Here is a 26,096-nt window from a genome sequence, read left to right on the forward strand (position 1 = left end):
CGCCGGTCCTTGCCTCAGTGCTGCTGAGCCTTCTGCGGCGTCACCTCGCTGGGCCGTACGACGACATACCCCTCGCCCTCCAGCTTGAGCTGCACGGCCTCACCGGAGCCGCCGCGGATCATCGAGCCGATCGACTGCGAACGGTGCAGCGAGGTGTGCAGATGGGCGGTCCAGCCGACGATCGCGTCCGTGTCGACGAACACCGGCTGCTGCGGCGAGACGGGGATGACCAGCGGACTTCCCTCGCAGACCAGGCCGAGTCTGCCGTGGCCGGTGAAGACGCTGTTGAAGAGGCCGCCGCCCGTGATGCCCGCACCCTTCACGGTCTTTATCTCGTACGACACCGTGGCGTCGAAGCACAGCACATTGCGCCCGTTGACGGTGAACACGTCGCCCGGCTCGATGTCGACGATGAAACAGTTCTGCGCCTCGTGCGCGAACCAGGCCTCGCCCAGCCCGCGGACGGTCATCAGTGGCAGCCCCTCGCCGGTGACGGCCCGCTTGAGCATGCCGCCGACGCCCTGGCCCTTGCGCTCGAACTGCAGATTCCCCCGGTAGGCGATCATCGCCCCCTGGCGCGCAAGCATGTCGCCGTTGACGGCGTACTTGATCGACTTGGCGTTCTGGATGGTCATGCCCGGCGCGACGGCGGGCTGCACCATGTGGTCACTGGAAAAGAGATCACCCTTCATGCGGGCATCTTGGCCCAGAGGGTGGCGTTCCGCCAGGATCTCGGTGACCGGGAAAGAGGTGACCGGGAAAGACATGAGGGGCCGGCCCGGGTGAACCGGACCGGCCCCGCACGGAGTTGTCAGACGGCGCTGGGCGTACCGGCGTGACCGAAGAGGGTGTGGATGACCTCGGTGAGCTGAGCGGCGACCTCGGCGTCGTCGACCGGGTGGGTCTCGGCGAAGCGGGTCACGGAGCCCGGGATGGACAGCTTGACGTCCTCCAGGACGGTGCCGCCGGCGATGCCCACGGCCTTGCGGGCCTCGTCCTGCGCCCACACGCCGCCGAACTGGCCGTACGCGGTGCCGACCACAGCGGTGGGCTTGCCGGCGAGGGCACTGGCGCCGTAGGGGCGGGACAGCCAGTCGATGGCGTTCTTCAGCACGGCCGGAATGGTGCCGTTGTACTCCGGCGAGAAGAGGAGGAACGCGTCGGCGCGGGCGGCGGCCTCACGCAGACGGACGGCGGCGGCGGGCAGGCTGCCCGCGACGTCGATGTCCTCGTTGTAGAAGGGGATCTCGGCGAGGCCCTCGAAAAGCTCCACCTCCGCGCCCTCGGGCGCGAGCTTGACGGCCGCCTCGGCGAGCTGGCGGTTGTGGGAGCCGGCGCGAAGGCTGCCGACGAGCGCGAGGATTTGTACGGACATGGATGACTCCCGAAGCTGAAACATTGCTGCAACAAAGCGGTCCAAGGTCCGTTTAAAGTTGTATCACCGAAGTGGACCGCAGTCCAGTTGTCCTGGAGTGCCGTTACGCTGGCTTCATGTCCACCCCACTGCCGCCCTTTCCGAAGCGACAGGAACCGACCGACGAGCCGGTCCTGATGGAACTCGCACCCCGGGGCGACGCGCCGCAACTGCGCGCCGACGCGGCGCGCAACCGTGCACGTCTGCTGGAGGCCGCCGCCCGCCTGGTGGAGGAGCGCGGGGTGGCCAATGTGACGATGGAGGCCGTCGCCTGCGCGGCATCGGTGGGCAAGGGGACCGTCTTCCGGCGGTTCGGCGACCGCACCGGCCTCCTGATGGCGCTCCTCGATCACACCGAACAGCGGTTCCAGACCGGCTTCTTCAGCGGCCCGCCCCCGCTGGGCCCCGGTGCCTCACCGGTGGAGCGACTGCATGCCTTCGGCTGCGCCACCCTGCGTCAGGCGTCCGAGCGGCTCGACCTCTACCTCGCCGCTGAACCGGACGCCTCGCGCCGCTTCAGCTCCGCCCCGTACCGCGTCCGCCTCATGCACGTCACCATGCTGCTCCGCCAGGCCGTCCCGGCCGCGGACACCGACCTCATCGCACAGACCTTGATGGGGTACCTGGAGCCAGCCCTGATCAACCACCTGACCCGCCAGTGCGGCATGCCCCTGGAGCGACTGGAGTCGGGCTGGCACGACCTCGTGAACCGGAGCACCTGCTCGGTCTGAAGCGGCTCAGCGCCGAGCGGCCGGGCGCATGCGCACCCGGCCGCCCGAAAGTGAGGATCTGTCAGCTGAACGGATCCAGTGTGATGTAGGCCTGCTGCGGATTGCCGTCGTGCACGAGCGACTCATGGGCACCGACGTCGTCGAAGGCGAACGCGTACGCCTTGCCGTCGGCCATCTGCGAATGGATCTGGCGGGCGTAGTGGTTGGTCACCCCGTCCAGGTAGAAGTTCGCCGAGCCGGTGTCCGGCTGGTTGGGATTGACCAGGAGGGTGGAGCGGTTGAAGCCCGCGCACAGGGTGCGGGAAATGGGGCCGCGCACCAGGTCGTTGGGGGCGTCGAGGAGCTTGTGGCAGCCGAAGATGCTGTCGGCGTCCGGCTTCTGGAAGCTGGTGACGACCGCTCCTGCGCTGTTGGTGAAGTTCATGACGTTCCCCGAGACCCGGCCGTAGTACTTGGTGTTCGGCTGGTCGACGAAGGGGGTCACCGTCAGCGTCGACGAACTGTACTTCGTCCACACGCGGTTGATGTAGTCGTCCATGACGTTGGCGGGCAGCACGCCCGACCCGACCGCGTGGCCGGGGGCGAGGGCTCGCAGGACGGTCCCGTCGGACCGGGTCTGGATCAGACTCGCCCAGCCGCCGGACTGACTGCGCAGGGCGTTGAAGACCGCGTTGTAGCCACCCGACTTGAGGTGACCGGTGCTCTTCGTCGTTCCGTCGGCGAGCTGGACTCCGACGGCGTACGGGGCCGAGAACATGTCCACCTGTGTGCTGTTGAGCCACAGGCCGGAGTCGTTGAGTGTGTACTCGGACCAGTTGAAGAGGATGTTGCGATTCGGGTCGCTCGGATTCTGCACGGCCGGCTGCACCAGACCGCCGGTGGTGAGCCGGAAGTCGAGCTTCTGCCCGTAGGAGAAGTAGACCCGGCCCGAGAACTTGGGCATCCGGATCGTCTTCGACTGCCCGTTCGCGGGTCCGGCGATCGACGCGTCCGGCGCGGGCGTCGGCGGGTTGCCGCCGGCGGGCCAGGCGTGGAACGTACCGTTCGCGTCGGCCCAGCCCTGCTGTCCGGTCGTCAGCAGTGTGCCGAGGTTGTAGATGTAGACCGCGTCGCTGCGGCCCGAGTTGTTCGTGAACTTCAGCGGGATGGTCGCCGGGACGGCGGCCTCGGCCCCGGTCGGGGCTCCGAACGTGAACAGGGCTGCGGCGAGGGTGGCCGCGGCCACCGCCAGGGACCGCCACCTGAGTCTTTTGAGCACGCTCTTATCCTCCTTCGGACGGGACGCCTCCGGTTTTCCTGAGAGCGCTCTCAGAATTGCGCCGGGCTGCGTACATGTCAACGCTTCGCGCAGGGTTGGTCCGGTCCAGTCGGGACGGCCCCCATCGAGGGCGGGGTACTCCAATGGGCCCACGGCGTTCGCGGAGCCCGGCATCGGCACGGAGCATGAAGGAGCCCCGTACGGCAGGAAGAGGACGAGCCCCATGACCAGACCCATCCCCTCCGGTCCCGGCCGGTCGAACCGATCCCGCAGGATCACCGCCGTTCTCCTGGCCACGCTGGCGTGCGGTGCCCCGCTCGTCTCGTGCAGCACGGACAGTGACAACGACAGCGGTGCGTCCGTCAGCGCGCGCCCCACCGCGCCGGACGAGTCCTCCTTCACGGGGTCGGCGCCGTCCGCCCTGGCTTCGGAGGCCGCCTCGGCCCTCGACTCCGCCCAGGCCTCCGCATCGGCGGCGGCCTCCTCCGCGTCCGCCGAGGCCTCCGCTTTCGAGGCCTCGGTCTCGGCAGACACGGAACGGGCCAGTGCGGCGGCTCAGGCCGAGCTGAAGAAGGTGCGGGGGAGCGGCAACGCGACGTCCGACGTCGCCATCACCGGGTTGCCCAGGGCGCAGACCGGCGGGCTGCTCGCCGTGCTCGTCGCCATCACGAACAAGACCGACCGGGAGGCCTCGTACGCCGTACAGATCGACTTCGAGGACTCCGACGGCAAGGTCGTGGAGACCCGGTTCGTAGGCGCGGAGGATCTCGAACCCGGCAAGCGGGCCGAGCCTGTCGCCATCAGCAGGGAGCCCGTCGAGCCCAGGCTGACCCCTCGGCTGGCGAAGGCCCAGCGGTACTGACGCACCGCCCGGCTCGCAGCCCGTCATATGCGTCGTGATCGTGACGGCGACGGACACCGCCCGCCCGACCGGCCTCATCGCGGTGGACCGCACCACGATCGGAGTCACGGAAAACGCCCTGGACGCGCTCAACAGCGAGCGCGTCCAGGGTCGTTGAGAAGACTCAGGCCGACGGCTCCCGTACCAGGTGCAGGGCGGCGCTGGACCAGTCGCCCTGCGGCAGGGCGACGTGCAACCCGTACCCGTCGAGTACGGCGGCGTGGTGCACGGCACCCGTGCGGGCGTCGCGGTAGCGGGCCCCGGGGGTCAGGCCGCGCAGCCGGACCGGCAGGTGCGGGGCGCCATGGCGGGCGACACGCCGATACACCAGGAGCAAGGTCTCCGAGGCGTCCGCGGCGGTGTACTGCACCGCGGAGACGGCGTCCTCGGCCGGTGGCGCCAGCCGGTCGAGCCTGCCGTGCTGCACGAGATGGCGCACCTGCTTGTACTCGGCCACCAGGGCCGCGCCTTCCAGCAGCTCCTCCTCGGACCAGTGGGTGAGATCGCCCCCGATGCCCAGTGCGCCGGCCATCGCCACATGGAAACGGAAGCGCAGCGGAACCGTACGGCCGGTGAGCTGGTTCGGCACGTCCGTCACCCACGCGCCCATCGTGCGCGCGGGATAGATCTGGCCGTAGCCGTGCTGGATCCCCATCCGGTCGGCGGCGTCGGTGTTGTCCGATGCCCACGCCTGGTCCGTACGGGACAGGATGCCCAGGTCGATCCGGCCGCCACCGCCGCTGCACGCCTCGATCCGCAGCTCCGGATGGTCCGCGCGGAGGCGGTCGATGACGCCGTACAGATTGCGTACGTACTGGGGTCCGAGGCGGTCGGCACCGTCGGGCCGGCCGGGCCAGCCGGCCTCGCTGAACGCCCGGTTCATGTCCCATTTGAGGAAGTCGATGCCGTGGTCGCCGACCAGTCGGGTCAGCCAGTCGTACGCCCAGTCCGCGACATCGCTGCGGGCGAAGTTCAGGACCAGCTGGTTGCGCAGCTCGGAGCGGGGACGGTCGGTGAAGTGCAGGACCCAGTCCGGGTGTTCACGGTAGAGATCACTGTCCGGGTTGACCATCTCCGGCTCCACCCACAGACCGAAACTCATCCCCAGCCGGTGCACCGCGTCGACCAGCGGGGTCAGCCCGTCGGGGAAGCGGTCGGGGGTGGGTGTCCAGTCGCCGAGGCCCGCGTGGTCGCTGCGGCGCGCCCCGAACCAGCCGTCGTCGACGACGTACAGCTCGACCCCGAGCTCCGCCGCCCGTTCGGCGAGTGCCTTCTGGCTGACCTCGTCGACGTCGAAGCCCGTCGCCTCCCAGGAGTTGTAGAGCACCGGCGCGACCTCGTCCGGATGCGGCAGGACATGGGCCAGGGTGTACGCGTGCCAGGCGCGACTGGCCGCTCCGAAGCCGCCGTCGGTGAACAGACCGGCGAACGGGGGAGTGGTGAACTCCTCGCCCGGCGCGAGCGGCACGTTCATGCCGTCGTGGCCGACGCCTCCGGTGAATCCGGCCCGGCCGTCGGGGGTGCGCTGGGCGGTGATCCGCCAACTCCCGCTCCAGACAAGGGCGGCGCTCCATACCCGGCCGTGCTCCTCGGTGGCCTCGCCCGCGTCGAGCATCACCCACGGGTTGGCGTGGTGGCTGGTGATACCCCGACGGCTGGTCAACACCGTTTCGCCGTACGGCAGTTGGTCCCGGCGCAGCTGGCTCTCGGCGGACCACTGGCCGGTGACGTGGCTGAGGCGGTAGTCCCGCAGCGGCGGCAGCGTCCACGCGGCCGAGTCCGTGCGCAACAGGGTGACGGGCTCGTCACCGGCGTTGCGGACGACGGTCCAGCGTTCGATGACGTCCGTGTCGCCCTGGACGCGGTAGTGGAGCGTCACATGCAGGGGGTAGTGGCGGTCGCGGAAGGCCAGCGCCAGCTCGTCGTCGGTGACCTGCAGGCCGGTGGACTGCCACTCGAAGGCGCGCGATCCGTCCGCGAACCGGACCTGGAGCGACGGGGGTCCGTAGCGTGTACCGCCATCGACGGGAAGCTCCTCCCCGACGGGCGAGATGCCCTCGAAACTGCTGACCGCCGGAGCCTGGGGTACGACGAGGGCCTCCGCCTCCGCGAGCGTCAGCCGTGGCCCCCACGCGAGATGGCAGGGCGCCCCGGTCTCGTCGACTCTCAGCGCGTACGACGTGTTCGGTGTGGCCAGCAGCCAGACCCCGGTGTCCGGGGCGAAGGAGATCATCTACAGGGGTCCTCACGTTCCAGTGGTGCCACGAGATGGTCGAAAGCCAACCGCGACCTTCGATCATGTGTCAACACCTTGCCCAGATCTGTCTTTTGCAGGCGAAGGGTCCTTCAGGGAAGGTGCCCAAGATAATCCTGCTTCTTTTATTGACAGCAGAAAATAAGGGACTTAGGTTCCGGCCATGCGCTCGACCAGTCGAACAGAGTCGTTCCCGGGTCATACGCCGGCCGTCTCGCAGATCTTTACCACCGTGCTGTCCCACGGCCCGCTCACGCGGTCGGAGATAGCAGGGCGGACTCAGCTGTCCGCAGCAGCGGTGACCAAGGCGGTCCGGCCCCTGATCGAGGCCGGGTACCTCCAGGAGGACGTCGACGAGGACGCGCGGCAGGCGTCCCTGGGCAGGCCGGCCAACCCGGTGCTGGTCGACGGAGGCAGGGCGCTGTTCATCGGCATCAAGATGACGGGCGACGAACTCATCGCCGTACTCACGGACCTGTGCTGCCGCATCAGGGTCGCCCGGCATGTGAAGCTCACCTCTCGCGACCCGAAGGCGGTGCTGGCCTCGACCGCGGGGCTGGTGCAGGAGCTGCTGACGGAGGCCGACGGTTTCGGGGTCCAGGTACAGGGCCTGGGCATCGCCGTCTCCGGCGACGTGGACCGTGCGGCGGGCGTGGTGCGGTACTCACCCTTCCTGGAGTGGCGTGACGTTCCGCTCGCCGATCTGGCCCGGATGACGACGGGGCTGCCGGTCACCGTCGACAACGACGTCCGGGCGCTGACCGTCGCCGAGCAGTGGTTCGGCGCCGGAGTCGGCCTGTCGGACTTCGCCGTGGTGACCGTCGGCGCCGGCATCGGCTGCGGTCTCGTGGTGCACGGGCAGGTCGTGAACGGCGCGTACGGCGTGGCGGGCGAGATCGGGCATGTCGCCATCGATCCGGCCGGCCCCCTTTGCCACTGCGGCAACCGCGGCTGTGTGGAGGCGATCGCAGCGGACTCGGCGATCGTCAGCAGGGTCCGGGAGGTCACCGGCGTTCAGGTCGCCGACGCCGCCGCGGCCCTGGACCTGGCCCACGACGGGGATCCCGGAGCGCGGGAGGTGTACGCGCGAGCGGGGGAGGCGATCGGCCGCGGTATCGCGACCGTGGCCAATCTGTTCGGCCCCGAGCGGGTGATCATCTCCGGCGAGGGGCTGGCGGCGTACGACCTGTTCGCCGAGCAGATCCGCGACACGTTCGCCGCCGCCGCCTTCGGGTCGGCCGGGCGGTGCGACGTACAGACCCGCCCCCTGCCCTTCGAGGAATGGGCGCGCGGAGCCGCGGCCACCGCGATCCAGTCCTTCATCCGAGCCGACACGTACTGACCTTCAGACTCGTCAACACCCCAACCCACCAGCAGTGACAAGCACTGATACGCACGAGGAGCAACGATGACGCAGCAGAGCCGCAATCCCTTGGCTGCGCGCGGACCCAGCCGCCGCAGAGTGACCGGTGGTCTGATGGGGCTCGGGGCCGCAGCCCTGGCCGCGCCCGTTCTGACCGCGTGCGGTGGGGGACCGGGAGCCGACCCGAAGACGGTCACCTTCGGGTCCAACGGCGCCGACGCCACTCCGAAGAAGGCCTACACCACCGTCACCGACGCCTTCACCAAGGACAGCGGGTTGACGGTCAAGACGAACACCGTCGACCACGACACCTTCCAGAAGAGCATCACCACCTACCTGCAGGGCACCCCGGACGACGTTTTCACCTGGTTCGCCGGCTACCGCATGCAGTACTTCGCCAAGAAGAAGCTCGCCAGCCCGATCGACGAGGTGTGGGACAAGATAGGCGGCGGCTTCAGCGATGCCGCCAAGCAGCTCTCCAAGGGCGAGGACGGCAAGTACTACTTCGTGCCGCTGTACAACTACCCGTGGGGGGTCTTCTACCTCAAGAGCGTGTTCGCGGACCGCGGCTACGAAGTCCCGCAGAAGTGGAGCGAGTTCGTCGCGCTCGCCAAGAAGATGAAGGCCGACGGCCTCGACCCGATCACCTCCGGGTACGGCGGCGGCGACACCTGGAGCATTCTCGGCGCCTTCGACTACATCGACCTGCGGGCCAACGGCTACGACTTCCACATGTCCCTGCTGCGCGGCGAGACCTCCTGGACCGACAAGCGCGCCGTCGCGATCCTCGACACCTGGCGTGAACTGACCCCCTACTACCAGGCGAGCGGCGGCGGCCGTTCCTGGCAGGACGCCGCGCAGAGCCTGATCGACAAGAAGTCCGGCATGTCGGTCACCGGCCTCTTCATCGGGCAGCAGATCACCGACGAGGCGGTCCGCAGCGACCTCGACTTCTTCCCCTTCCCCGAGATCGACTCCGCGTACGGGCAGGACGCCGTCGAGGCCCCCACCGACGGGTTCATGCTCAGCCGCAGCCCCAAGAACGAGGACGGCGCCACCAAGTTCCTGGAGTTCCTCGGCGGCGCGCAGGCCGAAGAGCTGTACGCGGGCGTCGACCCGAGCAACCTCGGTGTCAACGAGACGACCTCCACCGCCTCGTACAACACCCTGCAGAAGAAGTCGGCCGATCTCATCGGCTCCGCGAAGAACATCAGCCAGTTCGCGGACCGCGACAGCGACCCGGGCTTCATCTCCACCGTCGTACTCCCGGGCCTGACCGAGTGGCTCAGCCACCCCGACGACGGCACCGAGACGCTGAAGAAGATCGAATCCCAGCGCTCGCGCTACTTCACGGCCTGACCAGGACCGGAAAGGTCGCACGCACCGTGTCCTCCGTACCCCCCTCACTCCGCACCATCCGCAAGCGCGCCCGCAGTCTCGGTCGCGGCGACCGGATCTTCCTGACCGTCCTCATCGGCATTCCGCTTGCCGCGCTGCTCTTCTTCGTGTGGCTCCCCGCACTGGCCTCGATCGCGCTGTCCTTCACCACCTGGGACGGCATCGAACTGACCGACATCCAGTGGATCGGTCTGGAGAACTACAAGGAGATCTTCACCAACTACCCGCCGTTCTGGCCGGCGGTGCAGCACAACGTGATCTGGCTGCTGTTCACGGCCCTGCTGCCCACGCCGTTCGGCATCTTCCTCGCCTACCAGCTGGACCGGAAGATCCGCTTCACGAGGATCTACCAGACCGCGATCTTCCTGCCGATGGTGCTCTCCCTGGCTGTCGTGGGCTTCATCTGGGAGATCATCTACAACCCGGACACGGGGCTCCTCAATGGCCTTCTGAACTCGGTCGGTTCCAGCGAGCACATCGACTGGCTCGGCAACCCCGACCTCAACCTGTGGGCGGTGCTTGTCGCTTCGGCCTGGCGGCACACCGGCTACATCATGATCCTCTACTTGGCAGGCCTGAAGGGCTTCGACCCGGCACTCAAGGAAGCCGCATCGCTCGACGGCGCCAACGGCCGCCAGACCTTCCTGCGCGTGGTATTCCCGGCCCTCAAACCGGTCAACATCATCATCCTGGTCGTCACGGTCATGGAGTCCCTGCGGGCCTTCGACATCGTGTACGTCCTCGGTGGCGGCGTCGGCAGCAAACCCGGCATGGAACTGCTCTCCCTCCTCATCACCGACAACATCATCGGCGAGTCCAGCCACATCGGTTACGGGTCCGCCCTCGCGGTCATCCTGCTCCTGGTCTCCCTTGCCGCCATCGGCACCTTCCTCTTCCAGACCGTCCGCAAGGAGGACCAGTGACCACGACCGTGCCGCGTCCGGCCTCCCGTCTGCGGGCCCGGCGCGAACCCCAGTCCCATGACGGCCCCTCCAAGCCCCGTAGCCAGGTCGGCCGCCACATCATGCTGGGCGGCATCGCCCTGCTGTGGCTGATCCCGCTGCTGTGGGCCATCTACACCTCGCTGCGTCCCTACTCGGACACCGCGAAGAACGGCTATCTCTCCTGGCCGCACAGCCTGAGCTTCGGCAACTTCACGGACGCCTGGGAACAGTCCGGGATGCCGCACTTCTTCTGGAACTCGGTCCTCATCACCGTTCCGGCGGTCCTGGGCACCCTGCTGTTCTCGGCGGCGGTCGCCTTCTTCGTCTCCCGCTTCGACTTCCGGTGGAACGTCGTCCTGCTGATGCTGTTCACCGCGGGCAACCTGCTGCCGGCCCAGGTCCTCATCACCCCGCTGTACAAGCTGTATCTCCTCGTCCCGCTGCCCTACTGGATGACTGATTCGCTGCTTCTGTACAACTCGATCTGGGGCATCATCTTCATCCACATCGCCTACCAGTGCGGGTTCTGCACCTTTGTCCTCAGTAACTACATGAAGACGATCCCCAAGGAGATCACCGAGGCGGCACTCGTCGACGGCGCTCCCATCTGGCGGCAGTTCTTCCAGATCATCCTGCCGCTGTGCCGGCCGGCCTTCGCGGCTCTCGCGACCCTCGAATCGATCTGGATCTACAACGACTTCTTCTGGCCGCTCGCCCTCATCGAGACCGGCGACAAGCGCCCGATCACCTCCGCCCTGGCCAACCTCCAGGGTGCATACTTCACCAACCCCAACCTGATCGCGGCCGGTGCGCTCATGACCGCGATCCCCACGCTGCTGGTGTACTTCGCGCTTCAGCGCCAGTTCATCAGCGGACTCACGATCGGCTCCGGCAAGGGCTGAGCCGCCGGAACGCAAGGGCTTGAGCCGCCCTGTGCCCCCAACCGTCCCGTTGACAACGTCGTCCTGGAGGTCGGACCCATGCGGTCATCCTCGTTCTTCACCATGCCCGGAGCCACTCCACGCTCCGGCCGTCGTGCCATAAGAGCCGTGCTCGTCATCGCCCTCACCGCGGGCGTGGCGACTGCCGTCCCGGCGGCTCAGGCGGAAACACCCACTCCCGCCGCGGCGCCGGCCACCACCACCGCGCTGGCGGCCAAGCCGTTCATGGGCTGGTCGAGTTGGAGCATGCAGTCGTCGAAGTACCCGGGCCTCAACCCGGACGGCGACTACAGCTACCTCACCGAGGCGAACGTCCTCAAGCAGGCGGACGCCCTCGCGGCCAAGCTGAAGCCCTACGGCTACGAGTACGTCAACATCGACGCCGGCTGGTGGATGGACAAGAACTGGAAGTCAGGGTTCGACCAGTACGGCCGCCAGACGCCGGACCCGGTCCGTTTCCCCAGTGGTATGAAGTCGGTCGCCGACCACATCCACTCCAAGGGCCTCAAGGCCGGCATCTACCTGCCGGTCGGCCTGGAGAAGGGGGCGTACAACGACGGCAAGACGCCGATCTGGAACGCCGAGGGCTGCACCACGGCCGACATCGTCTACAGCGACCTGCGCACCACCAACGGCTGGGACAGCGCGTACAAGATCGACTTCTCGAACCCGTGCGCGCAGAAGTACATCGACTCCCAGGCGCAGCAGTTCGCCGACTGGGGCTACGACTTCCTCAAGCTGGACGGCGTGGGCCCGGGCTCGTTCAAGTCCGGTGACAACTACAACAACGTCGCCGACGTCGCCGCGTGGAACAAGGCCATCACCACCGCCGGGCGCCCGATCCACCTCGAGGTCTCCTGGTCGCTCGACATCAACTACGCCGCCGACTGGAAGAAGTACAGCAACGGCTGGCGCATCGACACCGACGTCGAGTGCTACTGCAACACGCTGGTCACCTGGGAGAACTCGGTCGAGGACCGGTGGGACGACTCCCCCGCGTGGAGCAACAAGGCAGGCCCGGGCGGCTGGAACGACCTGGACGCCATCGACGTCGGCAACGGCGAGATGGACGGCCTGACCAAGGCCGAACGGCAGAGCTACATGACCCTGTGGGCCATCAACAAGTCGCCCCTCTACACCGGTGACGACATCACCAAGCTGGACAGCTACGGCGTCTCCCTGCTCACCAACAAGGAAGTCATAGCCGTCGACCAGAGCGCCTCGCCCGTCGCGCGTCCGGTCACGTCGGTCAACGACCAGCAGGTGTGGGGCAGCAAGAACGCCGACGGCAGCTACACCGTCGCCCTCTTCAACCTCGGTGACTCGCCGGCCTCCGTCACCGCCAACTGGGCGTCCTTCGGGTTCACCGGCAACGCCACCGTGCGCGACCTGTGGAACAAGTCGAACCTCGGCACCTACAAGAACAAGATCACCGCGACGCTGCCCGCGCACGGCTCGCGGCTGTTCACCGTCAAGCCCGGCGGTACCACCCTGGCGACCACGAGCTACGAGGCCGAGGCAGCGGCCAACACCCTCTCGGGCAACGCCTCCGTCGGCGGCTGCGACGCCTGCTCCGGCGGCAAGAAGGTAGGCAACCTCTACACCGGCGGCAAGCTGCAGTTCAACGACATCACGGTGAAGAAGGACGGGATCTACACCGTCAAGATCGCCTACGTCAGCGGCGACGCCCGCTCGGTGAACGTCTTCTCCAACACCGGTAACGGCACCAGCCAGAAGTTCCCCTCCACGGGCGACTGGAGCACGGCCGAGACCATCAGCGTCCAGCTGGCGCTGAAGGCGGGCACCAACACGATCACCCTGGACAGCGGCAGCGGATACGCACCGGACATCGACAGGATCGTCGTCCCGCAGTCCGTCTGAGTTCAGCAGTCTGTCCGATCTGCTTCCCCGCGGGGCCCGGTGACCTGAACCCGGGCCCCGCGGGGAACCGCCCCAACGCCGACGTCGCCTGCGGTGATTCCCCCCTCAGCCGTTCCGCAGCGGTCGTCCTCCCACCGGCTGTTCCTGCATGAGCCGTTCCCGCACGAGCCGTTCCCCCGGATATGGAGTGCACAACCGTGGACATCCAGCACACCGAACCAAGCGACAACACGCCCAGCCGCAGAGGCTTCCTCGCCCTCGCCGCAGCTGCCGGCGCGGGCACCGCACTTGGCATTCTGCCCACCTTCACCGCTTCGGCGGCCCCCCTGCGCCCCACCGAGTCGCCCATGCTCTCAGCGGCCGACGCCGCGAAGAACCAGCTGTGGTGGCAGGCTCCCGGCTCCCCCAACTCGATGATCGAGCAGGGGCTGCCGGTCGGAAACGGGCGCCTCGGTGCGCTCGCGAGCAACGACCCCTCCAGCGAGCTTCTGGTGATCAGCGACGCCACCCTGTGGACCGGCGGTCTCAACGACAAGCTGGAGAGCGACGGCCAGTTCCCCTACGGCCGCGCCGACTTCGGCTCCCTGACCCTGCTGGCCAAGCTCACCGTCGCCATCCCCGACCACGACCTGGGCAACGTCAACAACTACCGCCGCACCCTCGACGTGGCCCAGGGCCTGATCAGCACCTCCTACGAGATCTCCGGCGTGACCTACAAGCGACAGGTCTTCGCCAGCCGCCCGGACGACGCCATCGTCCTGTACTTCTCCCAGCAGGGCGGCGGTTCCTACACTGGTACCGTCGACCTCGCCGGCACCCACGGTGAGTCCACCACCGCCAACAGCGCGGGACGGTACGCCTCGTTCGGCGCCGCCTTCGCCAACGGCCTGAAGTACGGCGCCGCCGTCACCGCCTACAGCGGCACCGGCCGGGTCCGCGTCGACGGTACGTCGATCACCTTCAGCGGCTGCAAGGACCTCACCGTCGTGTTCAGCGGCGGCACCAACTACGCGCCCGACGCCGCCGCGAAGTACCGCGACCCGTCCGTGAACCCGCAGCGTCTGGCCAGGACCAAGGTCCTGGACGCGGCCGGCCAATCGGCGAGCACCCTGCTGCACACTCATGTCGCCGACTTCCGTCCCCTGTTCGGACAGCTGGACATCAACCTCGGCACCTCCTCCGCCGCGCAGCGCGAGCTCGACACATGGGAGCGGGTACAGGCACGTTACCGGGACGACGTTCCCGACCCGGAACTCGAGGCCGCATACCTGCAGTTCAGCCGCTATCTGATGATCTCCGGATCGCGGGGCAGTCTGCCGATGGGTCTTCAGGGCCCGTGGCTGGACGGCAACGACCCGGACTGGATGGGCGACTACCACACCGACATCAACATCCAGATGAACTACTGGATGGCCGACCGGGCGGGCCTCTCCGAGTGCTTCGACGCCTACACGGACTACTGCGTCGCGCAGCTGCCCGACTGGACAGAGGTCACGCAGCGGCTGTTCAACGACTCGACCAACAGGTTCCGCAACTCCAGTGGCAAGGTCGCCGGCTGGGCCGTGGCCTTCTCCACCAACCCCTATGGCGGAAGCGGCTGGTGGTGGCACCCGGCCGGCAACGCCTGGCTCGTCCAGAGTTTGTTCGAGCATTACGAGTACACCCAGGACCGCGCCTACCTCAAGAAGATCTACCCCCTGCTCAAGGGAGCCGTGGAGTTCTGGGAGGCCCGCCTCATCACCACGACGGTCACCGACGCGTCAGGGGCCAAGCGCGAGGTACTGATCGACGACAGCGACTGGTCGCCCGAGCACGGCCCGCAGGACGCCAAGGGCCTCACCTATGCCCAGGAACTGGTGTGGGGCCTCTTCGGAAACTTCCACACCGCTTCCGAGCTGCTCGGCAAGGACGCCGCCTACCGGAAGACCATCGACGGTCTGCGCACGCGTCTGTACCTGCCCGTGGTCAGCCCCACCAGCGGCTGGCTGGAGGAGTGGATGTCGCCCGACAACCTCGGCGAGACCACGCACCGGCACCTCTCCCCGCTCATCAACCTGTTCCCCGGCGACCGTATCCGCCCCGACGATTCGACGCCGAAGGACATCCTGGACGGCGCGACGGCGCTTCTCACCGCGCGCGGCATGACCAGCTTCGGCTGGGCGCAGGCCTGGCGCGCCCTGTGCTGGGCGCGGCTGAAGGACGCGGACAAGGCGTACCGGCTGGTCGTCAGCAACCTGAAACCGTCGGTCAACGGCAGCAATGGCAGCTCGATGAACCTCTTCGACATCTACGAGGTCGAGCAGGGGCGCGGCATCTTCCAGATCGAGGCCAACTTCGGTACCGCCGCCGCGGTCATCGAGATGCTGCTCTACTCGCGCCCGGGACACATCGAACTGCTGCCCGCGCTGCCCGCCGCCTGGGCGGCATCCGGCTCGGTGTCCGGCGTGGGCGTCCGCGGCGGTTTCGTGGCCGACCTCAGCTGGAAGAAGGGCAAGGTCACGCAGCTGAAGCTGAAGAGTGTCGGCGGCCGTGCCACGACGCTCGTCGCGGGCGGCGACTCGCGGAAGATCAGTCTGAAGCCCGGTGAGTCCGTCACCTTGCGGAACCTCGGATGAGGGCCTCCTCTTTCCGGCGCCTGGTGACGGGGGCAGTCTCCGCGCTGGTCATGGCGGTCTGCGTCCCCCTGGGATCGGCGTCGGCGGCGCAGTCGCAGTCTCCGCAGCAGGCCCCGACGGGCACCGTGGCGGCCCCGGTCGCCGCCAAGGGCAAGCACTCGGTGGTCACCTGGGGCGCCAGCGCCGACCGGCAGGGTGAGGGGCCGGCCGACCGCAGCTACCGGCTCATCGTGCGCACCAGCGTGGGTGGCTCGAACATGCGGATCCGGCTGTCCAACGCCTTCGGCGAGAACCCGGTGACCTTCGCGAGCGCCTACGCGGGACTGCAGAAGCAGGGCGCGGAGCTGGTTCGCGGCTCCAACCGGAAGCTGTCCTTCGGCGGGGCCGCGTCCGTCACCGTCCCGGCCGGCCAGACCGTGCTCAGTGATCCGCTGCCCGGAAAGCTGGCCGCCCAGAGCAATCTGGTCATCAGCCTGTACGTGACGGGCGCCCAGGGACCGACGACCGGTCACGGCATGGCCATGCAGACCAACTACGCGACCGCGGGCAATCACGCGGCCGAGGAGGGCGCGGCCAGTTGGACCGATCCGATGGGGTCCTGGTACTGGCTGGACGCCGTCAACGTGGAGACCTCCACGTCCATCGGCTCGCTGGTGGCCCTCGGCGACTCCATCACCGACGGGTGGCAGTCCAGCACCGACCTGAACCGGCGCTGGCCTGACTACCTCTCCCGTCGGCTCCAGGCGGCGGACACCCCCGTCAAGGGCGTCGCCAACGAAGGGATCTCCGGGAACAAGGTGCTGGAGGACGGCGCCGGGCAGAGCGCGCTGAACCGTCTGCAGCGCGATGTGCTCTCCCAGCCCGGCGTGCGCACGGTCTTCCTGTTCGAGGGCGTCAACGACATCAAGGCGCACTCGGGAGTCACGGCCCAGGACATGATCGAGGGCTACCGGAAAATCATCGAGCAGGCCCACGCGGCCGGCAAGTGCGTCGTCGGCTCCACCATCGCCCCCTTCAAGGGCTGGTCCGAATGGGACGCGGCGGCGGAGTCCGTACGCCAGGAGATCAACGAATTCGTCAGGAACAGCGGCGAGTTGGACGCGGTCACCGACTTCGACAAGATCCTGCGCAGCCCCTACGACCACGAAAGGATCTCGCCGTTCTTCGACAACGGCGATCACCTGCACCCGAACGACGTGGGGATGGGCGCGATGGCCGACGCGGTCGACATCGGGAGCCTGACCTCCTGCTGAGGCCAGGCTCCGGACAGTGGCGCGGTCAGGGGAAGTTGACCACCACCGACGGAACGGTGGTGGTACCGGAGGTCGGCGAGCCCGTGTCGTTGATGACGCGCTCGTACTGCCCCTGGCCGCCCAGTGAGACGACCATGATGTTGTGGAACTTCACGTTCGCGTTGACCGGCGTCGCGAATCCGTGGTGCTGGAGGATCGCCGGATTGACGTTGTAGTAGCAGTAGCTGCCCATGCCCCACGCCTCGTGCGTGGTCACGGAGTCGCCTACCTTGTAGGCCGCGTACCCCTTGATGGAGCCGTTCTGGATGGCGGCCTGGTTCGGCGCGTCGTACGCCTTCTCGTTCTGGAAGAAGATCGTGCGGCCGCCCTGCCCGTACCACTGGACGTCGTACTTGTTGAAGTGCTCGACGAACAGCCCGGTGGCCAGCACGTTGTTGCCGTTGACGCGGAGGCCGTAGTCGGCCCGGTTGGTCTCCCAGCCGACTCCCGTGCCGTGGTCGGCGCGCCAGATCCAGGTGTGGTCGATGATCGTGTTGCGGCTGTTGACGACGATGCTGGTGGTGGCCTTGCCGGCGCCCGCGCCGCCGATGCGGACGAAGACGTCCTGCACCGTGGTGGGGTTGACCGAGTGGTCCGCCGAAGCCCCGGTGGGCCCGACCTCCAGCAGGGTGGTGGAGTTGACGGTGCCGGCGTCGATGAGGAAGCCCGCGAGGCGGATGCCGTCGACGTCGGCCGTCTTGAGCGCGGTGACGCCGTTGTCCGGGATCAGGGTGGCGTAACCGAGGCCCAGGATCACGGTGTTGGCGTTGTTGACCTGGATCGGCTGTTCGAGGTGGTAGATCCCCGGCGTCAGCAGCAGGTGGAGACCTTGCGTGAGTGCCTGGTTGAGGGTGGCGGCGGTGACACCTGGCTTGGCCACGTAGAACTGCGTCAGCGCCAGTGACGTACCGCGAGGCGTCCCGGCTCCCCAGGTGGTGCCGCGCGCATTGACACGCTTCTCCGGCAGGAAGACGCGGTACTCGGCGCCGTTGAGGTAGAGGAACGGCTTCTCGCGGGAGATCGGTGTGTAGGTGAGCGTGGTGTACGGCGGGTTCGGGAAGGTCTGCGCGGGGGCACCCTCGACGCCCGAGAACACCATGTTCCAGACGGCGTTGAGCCAGCCGCCCACAAAGCTGTCGCGGGTGTACCACTGCTGCTGCGAGTACGGGCCGACCGTGCCGTCGATGCGGCTGTCGGCGATGTAGCCGCCGCTGGCCCAGCCGTACCCGTTGGGGGAGAGGTTGAGGCCGCCCCTGACGTGTATCCGCCGGAAGGGAGCGGCCTGCGCGACGGCCCACCGGTTGGTGCCGTTGACGGGAGTGATCGCGAGGTTCTCCGCCGAACGCCAGAAGTTCTGCGTGGCGTTGCCGCCGAACCAGCCCGCGTCGACGGTGATGTCGCCGTTGATCGACGTGTCGTCGGGGGACAGCCCGAGGCCCGAGATCGAGGTGTAGAAGCCGAGTTGGGCGTTGAGCCCGTTGTAGGTGCCCGGCTTGAAGAGGAACTGGTAGCGGCCCGTGCCGAACTGGGCCGTCTCCTGCTGCGCGAACACCTGGTCCAGTCTGGCCTGGATGCCGGGGGTCGAGGGGTCGAAGACGATCACGTTCGGGCCGAGGTCACCGCCGCCGGGCAGGGCCAGCGGCTTGACGGGTGCGGCGGATGCCGGTGTGGACAGGCCGATCAGAGCGGGCGCGGCCGCAGCGGCGGCCATCGCTCCGAGAACGGACCGGCGAGCGGGCGTGGAGGGGACGGAGTCCGAGGAGTCTGTGAAGGCAGAGGGCATGGGGGCGACTCTCCTGGTTCAGGAAGTGAACGGTGGAAGGTGCGGGGAGCGCTCTCTTGGCGATGCATGCTTCATCCGTGTGAACCGGGCGTCAAGAGTTGTGACCGGTATCTCGAATGTTGTTGCCGAGTGAACGGTCAAGTGGGCGGCATTGTGCGGGAGTTCATGCCCTTATGTGACCGAGCGGCTCCTCGTGCGAGGGCGGCGATCGCGTTCAAGAGGTGCGCGAACGGCGGGCTCTGCCCTGGGCGCGACCCCTCGGAGTGCTGGCGCCGCGGCGCCTTGCGCGCCTTTCCCGAGAGCGCTCTACGCCGGCCTCGACAAGCGGGCCGTTAGGGTGCGGGGGCAGGCTCCCACTCTGACGGATGCCCCCAGCAGGCCGACGGCTGTGGAGAGGTCGGCAGGCCCTTGTGAGTAGGCGAAAGAGAGGCGGATGTATGACGCACCCGATCACCGTGGGCGTGGACGGATCGGACGAGAGCCGGGCCGCCGTGGCGTGGGCCGGCAGGGAAGCCGTCCGGCGCCAACTGCCCCTGCGGGTGGTGTACGCCTGGCACGGGCAACCGCACGAACTGGCCGGCGGCCCAGGCCGTGAGGAACAGGCTCAGTGGGCACAGGACTTGGCGAAGGAAGCCGCGCGCACGGTTGCCGAACGGCATGCGGACCTCTCCGTTTCGGCCGAGGTGCTGGACGGCGCCGCTGCCGACTCACTGGTCGCCGCGGCCTCGGACGCCGAGACACTGGTCCTGGGTTCGCGCGGGTACGGAACGATCGTCGGCTTTCTGATCGGCTCCATCGGACAGCAGGTGATCGCCGAGGCCGCCAGTCCCGTCGTGCTGGTGCGTGCCGACGACCGTGCCGCGTCCGAGGCGGCCGGCCGCGAGATCGTCGTGGGACAGCACGGCGGCCCGGACGACAGCGCAGCCGGCCTCCGGTTCGCGTTCGAGACCGCGGCGGTCCGCGGCGCCTCGGTGCGCGTCGTACGTGCCTGGAGCCTGCCGCCCTTGTTCGCCTACAGCCCCGGCTCGCTGAAGCTGCTCGACGAGGCCGGGGGCCTGGAGCCGTTCGAGAAGAAGGCTCTCGCCGAGTCGGTGAAGCCGTGGCGCGAACGGTTTCCCGAGGTGTCCGTCACCGAGTACGTCGAGATGGGCAGTGCCGGACAGGTGCTGCTCTCGCTGGCCGCGCGGGCCCAGCTGATGGTCGTTCAGCGCCGCGCCGAACGCTCGGCGGTGGGGTCACGGATCGGGTCGGTGGCGCACGCGCTGATGCACCACGCGCCGTGCCCGGTGGCGGTGGTCCCGCACGCTTGAGCGGCGCCCGGAGCCGGTTTCGGGTGGCTCGCAGGCCGAGGCCGGCTCACGGGCTGAGGCGGGCTCACAGTCCGAGGTCGGCTCACAGTCCGACCGCTCCGTCGATGCGTTCGCGGAGCAGGTCGGCGTGGCCGTTGTGGCGGGCGTACTCCTCGATCATGTGGATCAGCACCCAGCGCAGCGACACCGCCCCGAGCCAGGAGTCCTGGCCCTCGACGTCCAGACCGGGCGCCTCGGTGACGAAGCGTTCGGCGAAGGTCACCTCGCAGTGCCAGGCCTCCCAGGCCGCGGCGACGACCGCGGGGTCGGGCACCGCGCCGTCGAAGTCCCCGTCAGGGGCGGCCGCGGTGGCGAACCGAGGCGGCGCGTCCTGACCGGCCAGCACGCTCCGGAACCAGCGGCGCTCCACATCGGCGAGGTGTCTGACCAGCCCGAGGAGTGAAAGCGTCGAGGGTTTCACGGACCGCTGGGACAACTCCGCACCCAGGCCTGCGCACTTGAACTCCAGCGTCGCGCGCTGGGCCGCCAGCACGGACACCAGCATGGCGCGCTCGTCCCCGGTCGTACGGGCATTGAGACGGCGGCGCCCCTGGTCCGGCGCGGTGAAGAACTCGGCTCTTCGCTGTGGGCTGCTCATACGCACAATTATCGGCACAGGGCGCCACGACGTCCGAGAGTGTTCAAGTCCCGTAAGCAGTAGCCGTGTTGGGGTAAAGGAGAAGCAGTTTTGGCGTGAACTATTGACGACAACATGACAGTCCGATTGACTCGCCGCCCAGCGCCGGAACCGGTTCCGGTACCGGTACCGGCCCTGGGCGCGAAGACGCGATCCCCGTGTTCCGGGAGGCAGTCATGGCTGTGACCATCGCCGACGTGGCGCACGCCGCGGGCGTGAGCAAGACGACCGTGTCCCGGGTGCTGAACACCCGGGGCGAGGTCGACGCGTCGACGGCTGCCCGGGTCCGCGAGGTCATCAACCGCATGGGCTATGTGCCCAGTTCGGGCGCGGTAGGCCTGGCACGGGGCAGCAGCCGGACCGTGGGCATGCTGGTGCCCTCGCTGACCTGGCCATGGATGGGCGAGGTACTGCAGGGCGTCGTCGACACCGTGGAAGCCGCCGACTTCGGCCTGCTGCTGTTCACCTGTAACCGGGGCACGGAATCCGTCCGTCGCTTCACCAGCCAGGTGTCGGCGCGCGCCTTCGATGGGCTGCTTGTGGTGGAGCCGGAGAACACCCTCGACATGCTGACGGCGCTGCACCGCGAGGGCCTGCCCGTCGTCCTGATCGACGACCGCGGGCACCACCCCGAGTTCCCCTCCGTCACGGCCACCAACTTCGAGGGCGGGGCCTCAGCGGCCCGCCACCTCCTGGCCGGTGGCCGACGCAAGCCACTGGTGCTCACCGGGCCTTCACGGTTCGGCTGTGTACGCGACCGCCTCGCCGGGTTCCGGGCCACCTTCGCCGAGCACGGCGTCGGGCTCGACCTGGTCGTCGAGGGCGACTTCACCGAAACCGGCGGCCGCAAGGTCGTGCGCCGACTGCTCGCCGAGGGACGGGAGTTCGACGCCGTCTTCGCACACAACGACCTCGCGGCGGTGGGCGTCCTTGGCGCCCTGCGGGACGCCGGGATCCGGGTCCCGGGCGACGTCTCCGTGATCGGCTTCGACGACATCCCGATGGCCCCGCACACCGAGCCCTCACTGAGTACGGTCCGCCAGCCCATGCGGGAGATGGGCGAGACGGCCGCACGCATGCTCCTCACCCGTCTGGCGGGCGAGGAACTGTCCACCGCTCCCGTGGTCCTGCCCACGGAAATGATCACGCGCCGGTCGGCGCCGGCGGCCTAGGGGGTGTCGTTTGGATCACTTCGGATCAGGCCGCGGCGCATGGTGCGGTGCATCGCAAGGCGGAGCATGACCCGCGTACTGGGCGTACTCGGGTGATGCGACAACGCGGCGAGGTGCCGTGCCAGGCGTCGCGGACCCGGGGTGACCCAAACGACACCCCCTAGCCCTCCGCCGAGCACCCCACGCACTGCCGGGCGGAGATCACCGGCAGCACCAGAACACGTCGACGTCCGAGCTTCCGGCAGGACAGGAAGTCGACCTCGGCGAACCACCGCACACCCGCACGGAGCACTGGCACCCCCAACTCCCTTAGGAGAGCCGCATGCCATCCCGTACTCCACCTCCACGCGCGTTCATGACCGCGCTGGCCACCTTGTCCGCCCTGTCGCTGCTGGCGGCGGGACAGGCCTTCGCCGGCCCGGCGGCCGAATCCGTCGCGGCCGTCGCGGCCTGGGACGCCGACCAGGCCGCTGCCGCCTACACCGTGAACCCCGCCGCGGTCACCGCCTCGGGAAGCGAGAACGCCGGCACCGGCCCGGGCCTCGCCTTCGACGGCAACGCCGCCACCCGTTGGTCGAGCCAGTTCGCGGACGACGCCTGGATCCGCGTCGACCTCGGCTCCACCCTCCGCATCGACCGGGTCGTACTGGACTGGGAGGCCGCCTACGGCAAGAGGTACGTCCTGGAGGTGTCCAAGAACGGCACCGACTGGACGCCCTTCTACACCGAGACCGCCGGCACCGGAGGATCGGTCACCGCCCACACCTACCCGCAGGAAGCCACGGGCCGCTATGTGCGGTTGCGCGGCGTCGAACGTGCCACGGCGTACGGGTACTCGCTGTTCGCGTTCAAGATCTACGGCGGCGAACCCGCCCCGGCCTCCACGACCCGTACGAACCTTGCCCTCAACCACCCCGCCTACTCCAACCTCTACCAGCACGCGGGCAATTCACCCGCCTTCGTCACCGACGGCGGCTGGCCCGCCGACCTCAAGGCCGACCAGACCCGCTGGTCCAGCGACTGGAACGCCAACCGCTGGGTCTCCGTCGACCTGGGTGCCACCTCGACCATCAGCTCCGTCGACCTGTACTGGGAGGCGGCCTACGCGGTTGACTACCAACTCCAGGTCTCCGACGACAACACGAACTGGCGCACCGTCTACCAGCCGTCCGCCGCAGAGGTCGCCGCCCGCCGCGCGGACGTGAAGGCCCCGGCGGACGCGGTGGGTCGCCGCGACACGGTCACACTGCCGACGCCCACGACCGGACGGTATGTGCGGATGCTCGGCAAGGAGCGCCGCTCCTTCTACAACCCGGCGCCCGCGACCGCCCAATTCGGCTACTCGCTCTACGAGTTCCAGGTCTGGGGCACCGGAGGAAGCGCCGCGGCCGCGTACCCCGCCCTGCCCGGCGAGCAGTCGGGGACGTACCAGACGACGTTCTTCGACGACTTCACAGGGGCGAGCCTGGACCGCTCCAAGTGGCGGGTCGTGCGCACCGGTTACGAGATGGGCCCGGTCAACGGGGAGTCCCAGGCCTACGTCGACTCCACCAACAACATCGTCACACAGAACGGCAGCCTCCTTCTGAAGTCCAGGTACTGCAACGACTGCACCTCGACCCCGGCCGGGACCTACGACTTCACCTCCGGCCGCATCGACACCAACACCAAGTTCGACTTCACCTACGGAAAGGTCAGCGCCCGTATCAAGCTGCCGGTCGGCGACGGCTTCTGGCCCGCCTTCTGGCTCCTCGGCAGCAACGTCGACGATCCGAACGTCTCGTGGCCCGCGTCGGGCGAGACCGACATCATGGAGAACGTCGGCTACGCGGATTGGACAAGTACCGCGCTGCACGGTCCGGGCTACTCGGCCGACGGCAACATCGGCGCCCGCACGATCTTCCCTGCCGGCGGCCGAGTGGACGCGTGGCACAACTACGCGGTGGAGTGGACACCGACGGGCATGCGCTTCTACATCGACGACGTGCTCGTCCAGGAGACGACGCGGAACAAGCTGGAGTCGACCCGTGGCCAGTGGGTCTTCAACCACAACCAGTACGTCATCCTCAACCTCGCCCTGGGCGGCGCCTATCCGGCGGGCTGGAACCAGGTCACCACGCCCTACTGGGGTCTGCCGCAGTCGAGCGTGGACAAGGTCGCGGCCGGGGGAGTGCAGGCGGAGATCGACTGGGTGCGCGTCGAGCAGAAGAGGTGACCCGGACCGCCGTGAGGCCCTGAAGTCGGGTGCGTGCAGGGCCTCTTGACGAAAACTTGGTCCAGTCCTACCTTCCAGTCAACCGTTCAAAGACTGGGCTGAAGTTCACTCACCTGAACGTCAGTAACCCCCACTCAAGGGAGCTCGGATGCTCACACGTCTTCGAACACTCGGTGTGGCCGGCGCGGTGTGCGCCTCATCGCTGCTCGCCGCGCCGGCGGCTTTCGCCGAAGTGGAACCCGGCGGCTGGACATCTGTCTCGCCCACGTACACCGTGCAGGAGCGCGGTTGCGGCACGGTCTCCGGCCTGACGTTCACGCTCACCTGCTCCACCGCCAGCGGAGACCAGCGGGCCGAACGGCGGTACGCCACGTACACCGGCGGCACGCGGCAGTTCGAGGGCTACTTCAGGATCTCCAGCCTCAGCGGCACCCGGATCAGCCTCAAGCAGACGTTCAACGAGTCGGCGGCGGGCCCGTACTTCATGCTCGCGGTCGAACGCGGTGGAAGGCTCTACGCGGTCCACGGCGGCGCCACGCTCTCCAACGCGGGCACCGTCGGGGCCACGGTCCGCGTCAACACGGTCCACCAGGTGGGCACTTCGCACCGCACCTACATCAACGGCTCGCTCCAGCACACCTACGCCAGCCCCTCCGGAAGCTTCTACGACAAGTTCGGCGCCTACCGCACCGACAGCGGCACCGGACCGGCGACCGTCGTCTGGAGCAACGTCAAGTTCTGGCGCAAGTAGCGGTCACCGCATGCGGATATCCCTGCGTATCGCAGCGCCGACAGTGCTCCTGATGGCACTGTCGGCCTGCTCCGCGCCACAGACGACAGACGAGGCCGGTCGCGACGCCGCCGTCGCCGCCGCAGCGGGCTCCGTGCTGCGCGCCTCGCTCACCACTCCCACGGACATCGATCTCAGCTGGCAGGAGGACAGCTCAGGAACATCCGGTCACGCACTGGAGTTCGCGACCGAGCAGTCGGGTCCCTACACCGTCCTCCAGTACCTGCCGCCGGGCGTGACGACCTACCGGCACCCCGATCTGATGCCGAACACGACCTTCTTCTACCGGCTCCGCGCCTTTCACGGGCCGGCCTCGGCCCCGCTGAGCGTCTCCCTCCCGCCCGGGGAACTGACACAAGCGGACGAGGACTCGGGCCACGACTGGCTCCCCGCCCGCAAGGACCCGGCACGCGTCGTCGCGGGCCGGCCCCTCAAGGATTCCGGTGCGGGCGCACCCACCGGATTCAAGGCCGTGGTCAAGCATGCGAACGGCATCCTCTTCACGTGGACGGACCACGCAGCCGACGAAACAGGCTTCCTCCTGGAGGCTCGTACGCCGGAAAGCTCCGAGTACGCGCCCCTCGTAGTCCTCGACCCTGATGTCAACTCCACTGGATTGATCACCCTGCCCACGGAGAAGCAGGCGTCGTACCGCGTCCGGGCCTTCACCTACGGCGAACTGTCCAATGTGGTCCGGCTGACCACTGGCGAATGACTCCTACGCGTTGTCGGCCCTGGACATACGCAGGGCGAGATCCTGAAGCAGGTCGGCCGCCTTGACGTCGGTGCGTCCGGAGTCGTGGAGGTCGGCGAGTTCGGAGAAGAGGAACGCGAAGGCACCCACGAGCGAGATGGTGGCGGGCAGGTAGGCATCCGCGACGGCCTGGCCCGCCTCGGCGGGTCCGGCGTCGGAGGGCACTTCGACCCTGGGGAAAACCTCCGTCACGAGCGCGCCGAGCTGGGTCTCGGTCGACTCGACCTCGGTGTCGTCCTCGTCAGCCTGGGCGATCCTGCGGACCATGGCGTTGGTCTCGGTGAGGACGCCGATGGCTCGCAGGATGATCTCCGTCTGTTCCATGCCGTGAGCCTAGACGGACGATCCCCAACTGTGGGTTCGGTGTTCGGGTCGTGATGGTAGACAGTGGGCGTGAACAACCT

The 26,096-nt window shown here is 68.2% G+C and carries 23 protein-coding genes; 15 read left to right on the top strand and 8 right to left on the bottom strand.

From position 1 onward, the window contains the following. Positions 1-14: 14 nt before the first annotated feature. Positions 15-692: an AIM24 family protein gene (locus AB0N66_RS34560; RefSeq protein WP_365442487.1), complete on the bottom strand. Its 678-nt coding sequence runs from the start codon at positions 690-692 to the stop codon at positions 15-17. 119 nt (positions 693-811) lie between these two features. Next, positions 812-1,375, bottom strand: coding sequence for an NAD(P)H-dependent oxidoreductase (locus tag AB0N66_RS34565; RefSeq protein ID WP_365442489.1), 564 nt, complete (start codon positions 1,373-1,375; stop codon positions 812-814). A gap of 116 nt (positions 1,376-1,491) precedes the next feature. On the opposite strand from AB0N66_RS34565, the gene AB0N66_RS34570 reads away from it, so the two are divergent. Then, a complete protein-coding gene (locus tag AB0N66_RS34570) occupies positions 1,492-2,145 on the top strand; it encodes a helix-turn-helix domain-containing protein (RefSeq protein ID WP_365442491.1) in 654 nt (217 codons plus the stop codon). Positions 2,146-2,206: 61 nt separating this feature from the next. Here the strand turns inward: AB0N66_RS34570 and AB0N66_RS34575 are convergent, their stop codons facing one another. Next, positions 2,207-3,370 carry a glycoside hydrolase family 64 protein gene (locus AB0N66_RS34575; protein ID WP_365442593.1) on the bottom strand — a complete coding sequence of 388 codons (1,164 nt, stop codon included), beginning with the start codon at positions 3,368-3,370 and terminating at the stop codon, positions 2,207-2,209. 256 nt (positions 3,371-3,626) lie between these two features. Here AB0N66_RS34575 and AB0N66_RS34580 point away from each other — a divergent pair, with 256 nt between their 5' ends. Then, the gene (locus AB0N66_RS34580; RefSeq protein WP_365442493.1) at positions 3,627-4,265 is read left to right on the top strand and encodes a hypothetical protein; all 639 of its coding nucleotides are present in this window, start codon (positions 3,627-3,629) and stop codon (positions 4,263-4,265) included. Between the two features lie 34 nt (positions 4,266-4,299). Then, positions 4,300-4,422, top strand: a complete 123-nt coding sequence (locus AB0N66_RS34585; RefSeq protein WP_365442495.1) for a hypothetical protein — start codon at positions 4,300-4,302, stop codon at positions 4,420-4,422. A gap of 6 nt (positions 4,423-4,428) precedes the next feature. On the opposite strand, the gene AB0N66_RS34590 is transcribed toward AB0N66_RS34585, so the two are convergent. Then, entirely contained in the window at positions 4,429-6,537 is a 2,109-nt protein-coding gene (locus AB0N66_RS34590) for an alpha-galactosidase (RefSeq protein ID WP_365442497.1), read from the bottom strand. 184 nt (positions 6,538-6,721) lie between these two features. Here AB0N66_RS34590 and AB0N66_RS34595 point away from each other — a divergent pair, with 184 nt between their 5' ends. The 7 genes from AB0N66_RS34595 (at position 6,722) to AB0N66_RS34625 (ending at position 16,953) form a co-directional block, all read left to right on the top strand. Beyond that, positions 6,722-7,900 carry an ROK family transcriptional regulator gene (locus AB0N66_RS34595; RefSeq protein ID WP_365442499.1) on the top strand — a complete coding sequence of 393 codons (1,179 nt, stop codon included), beginning with the start codon at positions 6,722-6,724 and terminating at the stop codon, positions 7,898-7,900. Positions 7,901-7,966: 66 nt separating this feature from the next. Then, complete coding sequence (locus AB0N66_RS34600) at positions 7,967-9,280, top strand: ABC transporter substrate-binding protein (RefSeq protein WP_365442501.1); 1,314 nt, start codon at positions 7,967-7,969, stop codon at positions 9,278-9,280. Between the two features lie 26 nt (positions 9,281-9,306). Then, positions 9,307-10,242, top strand: a complete 936-nt coding sequence (locus tag AB0N66_RS34605; RefSeq protein WP_365442503.1) for a sugar ABC transporter permease — start codon at positions 9,307-9,309, stop codon at positions 10,240-10,242. Positions 10,243-10,271: 29 nt separating this feature from the next. After that, entirely contained in the window at positions 10,272-11,165 is an 894-nt protein-coding gene (locus AB0N66_RS34610) for a carbohydrate ABC transporter permease (RefSeq protein ID WP_365442595.1), read from the top strand. 78 nt (positions 11,166-11,243) lie between these two features. Further along, positions 11,244-13,085 (top strand): carbohydrate-binding protein, encoded by a 1,842-nt coding sequence (locus tag AB0N66_RS34615; RefSeq protein ID WP_365442505.1) that lies wholly within the window; start codon positions 11,244-11,246, stop codon positions 13,083-13,085. A gap of 182 nt (positions 13,086-13,267) precedes the next feature. Then, the gene (locus AB0N66_RS34620; RefSeq protein ID WP_365442507.1) at positions 13,268-15,700 is read left to right on the top strand and encodes a glycoside hydrolase N-terminal domain-containing protein; all 2,433 of its coding nucleotides are present in this window, start codon (positions 13,268-13,270) and stop codon (positions 15,698-15,700) included. Continuing rightward, on the top strand, positions 15,697-16,953 hold the full coding sequence (locus AB0N66_RS34625; RefSeq protein ID WP_365442509.1) for an SGNH/GDSL hydrolase family protein: 1,257 nt from the start codon (positions 15,697-15,699) through the stop codon (positions 16,951-16,953). Before AB0N66_RS34620 ends, AB0N66_RS34625 begins: the two co-directional genes overlap by 4 nt. A 25-nt stretch (positions 16,954-16,978) precedes the next feature. On the opposite strand, the gene AB0N66_RS34630 is transcribed toward AB0N66_RS34625, so the two are convergent. Further along, positions 16,979-18,775: a coagulation factor 5/8 type domain-containing protein gene (locus AB0N66_RS34630; protein WP_365442511.1), complete on the bottom strand. Its 1,797-nt coding sequence runs from the start codon at positions 18,773-18,775 to the stop codon at positions 16,979-16,981. 437 nt (positions 18,776-19,212) lie between these two features. Here AB0N66_RS34630 and AB0N66_RS34635 point away from each other — a divergent pair, with 437 nt between their 5' ends. After that, positions 19,213-20,085: a universal stress protein gene (locus AB0N66_RS34635; protein WP_365442513.1), complete on the top strand. Its 873-nt coding sequence runs from the start codon at positions 19,213-19,215 to the stop codon at positions 20,083-20,085. Positions 20,086-20,167: 82 nt separating this feature from the next. Here the strand turns inward: AB0N66_RS34635 and AB0N66_RS34640 are convergent, their stop codons facing one another. Continuing rightward, positions 20,168-20,722 carry a DinB family protein gene (locus AB0N66_RS34640; RefSeq protein ID WP_365442515.1) on the bottom strand — a complete coding sequence of 185 codons (555 nt, stop codon included), beginning with the start codon at positions 20,720-20,722 and terminating at the stop codon, positions 20,168-20,170. A 215-nt stretch (positions 20,723-20,937) separates the two neighbouring features. On the opposite strand from AB0N66_RS34640, the gene AB0N66_RS34645 reads away from it, so the two are divergent. Further along, positions 20,938-21,933 (top strand): LacI family DNA-binding transcriptional regulator, encoded by a 996-nt coding sequence (locus AB0N66_RS34645; protein WP_365442517.1) that lies wholly within the window; start codon positions 20,938-20,940, stop codon positions 21,931-21,933. A gap of 160 nt (positions 21,934-22,093) precedes the next feature. On the opposite strand, the gene AB0N66_RS34650 is transcribed toward AB0N66_RS34645, so the two are convergent. Continuing rightward, complete coding sequence (locus AB0N66_RS34650) at positions 22,094-22,231, bottom strand: hypothetical protein (RefSeq protein WP_365442519.1); 138 nt, start codon at positions 22,229-22,231, stop codon at positions 22,094-22,096. A gap of 24 nt (positions 22,232-22,255) precedes the next feature. Between AB0N66_RS34650 and AB0N66_RS34655 the strand changes: the two genes are divergently transcribed. The 3 genes from AB0N66_RS34655 (at position 22,256) to AB0N66_RS34665 (ending at position 25,653) form a co-directional block, all read left to right on the top strand. Next, positions 22,256-24,148, top strand: a complete 1,893-nt coding sequence (locus tag AB0N66_RS34655) for a discoidin domain-containing protein (RefSeq protein WP_365442521.1) — start codon at positions 22,256-22,258, stop codon at positions 24,146-24,148. Between the two features lie 148 nt (positions 24,149-24,296). Continuing rightward, positions 24,297-24,899 (top strand): hypothetical protein, encoded by a 603-nt coding sequence (locus AB0N66_RS34660; RefSeq protein ID WP_365442523.1) that lies wholly within the window; start codon positions 24,297-24,299, stop codon positions 24,897-24,899. 52 nt (positions 24,900-24,951) lie between these two features. Then, on the top strand, positions 24,952-25,653 hold the full coding sequence (locus tag AB0N66_RS34665) for a fibronectin type III domain-containing protein (RefSeq protein ID WP_365442525.1): 702 nt from the start codon (positions 24,952-24,954) through the stop codon (positions 25,651-25,653). Positions 25,654-25,656: 3 nt separating this feature from the next. Here the strand turns inward: AB0N66_RS34665 and AB0N66_RS34670 are convergent, their stop codons facing one another. Then, positions 25,657-26,016, bottom strand: coding sequence for a hypothetical protein (locus tag AB0N66_RS34670; protein WP_365442527.1), 360 nt, complete (start codon positions 26,014-26,016; stop codon positions 25,657-25,659). Positions 26,017-26,096 lie beyond the last annotated feature (80 nt).

This window comes from Streptomyces sp. NPDC093544 (assembly GCF_040683495.1).
Lineage (GTDB): Bacteria > Actinomycetota > Actinomycetes > Streptomycetales > Streptomycetaceae > Streptomyces.

Coding starts and splice junctions, on each gene's coding strand:
- AB0N66_RS34670 (WP_365442527.1), bottom strand. CDS start 26,016: ATGGAACAGACGGAGATCATCCTGCGAGCCATCGGCGTCCTCACCGAG.
- AB0N66_RS34595 (WP_365442499.1), top strand. CDS start 6,722: ATGCGCTCGACCAGTCGAACAGAGTCGTTCCCGGGTCATACGCCGGCC.
- AB0N66_RS34660 (WP_365442523.1), top strand. CDS start 24,297: ATGCTCACACGTCTTCGAACACTCGGTGTGGCCGGCGCGGTGTGCGCC.
- AB0N66_RS34615 (WP_365442505.1), top strand. CDS start 11,244: ATGCGGTCATCCTCGTTCTTCACCATGCCCGGAGCCACTCCACGCTCC.
- AB0N66_RS34565 (WP_365442489.1), bottom strand. CDS start 1,375: ATGTCCGTACAAATCCTCGCGCTCGTCGGCAGCCTTCGCGCCGGCTCC.
- AB0N66_RS34600 (WP_365442501.1), top strand. CDS start 7,967: ATGACGCAGCAGAGCCGCAATCCCTTGGCTGCGCGCGGACCCAGCCGC.
- AB0N66_RS34655 (WP_365442521.1), top strand. CDS start 22,256: ATGCCATCCCGTACTCCACCTCCACGCGCGTTCATGACCGCGCTGGCC.
- AB0N66_RS34645 (WP_365442517.1), top strand. CDS start 20,938: ATGGCTGTGACCATCGCCGACGTGGCGCACGCCGCGGGCGTGAGCAAG.
- AB0N66_RS34570 (WP_365442491.1), top strand. CDS start 1,492: ATGTCCACCCCACTGCCGCCCTTTCCGAAGCGACAGGAACCGACCGAC.
- AB0N66_RS34635 (WP_365442513.1), top strand. CDS start 19,213: ATGACGCACCCGATCACCGTGGGCGTGGACGGATCGGACGAGAGCCGG.
- AB0N66_RS34625 (WP_365442509.1), top strand. CDS start 15,697: ATGAGGGCCTCCTCTTTCCGGCGCCTGGTGACGGGGGCAGTCTCCGCG.
- AB0N66_RS34665 (WP_365442525.1), top strand. CDS start 24,952: ATGGCACTGTCGGCCTGCTCCGCGCCACAGACGACAGACGAGGCCGGT.
- AB0N66_RS34640 (WP_365442515.1), bottom strand. CDS start 20,722: ATGAGCAGCCCACAGCGAAGAGCCGAGTTCTTCACCGCGCCGGACCAG.
- AB0N66_RS34620 (WP_365442507.1), top strand. CDS start 13,268: ATGGAGTGCACAACCGTGGACATCCAGCACACCGAACCAAGCGACAAC.
- AB0N66_RS34560 (WP_365442487.1), bottom strand. CDS start 692: ATGAAGGGTGATCTCTTTTCCAGTGACCACATGGTGCAGCCCGCCGTC.
- AB0N66_RS34580 (WP_365442493.1), top strand. CDS start 3,627: ATGACCAGACCCATCCCCTCCGGTCCCGGCCGGTCGAACCGATCCCGC.
- AB0N66_RS34590 (WP_365442497.1), bottom strand. CDS start 6,537: ATGATCTCCTTCGCCCCGGACACCGGGGTCTGGCTGCTGGCCACACCG.
- AB0N66_RS34630 (WP_365442511.1), bottom strand. CDS start 18,775: ATGCCCTCTGCCTTCACAGACTCCTCGGACTCCGTCCCCTCCACGCCC.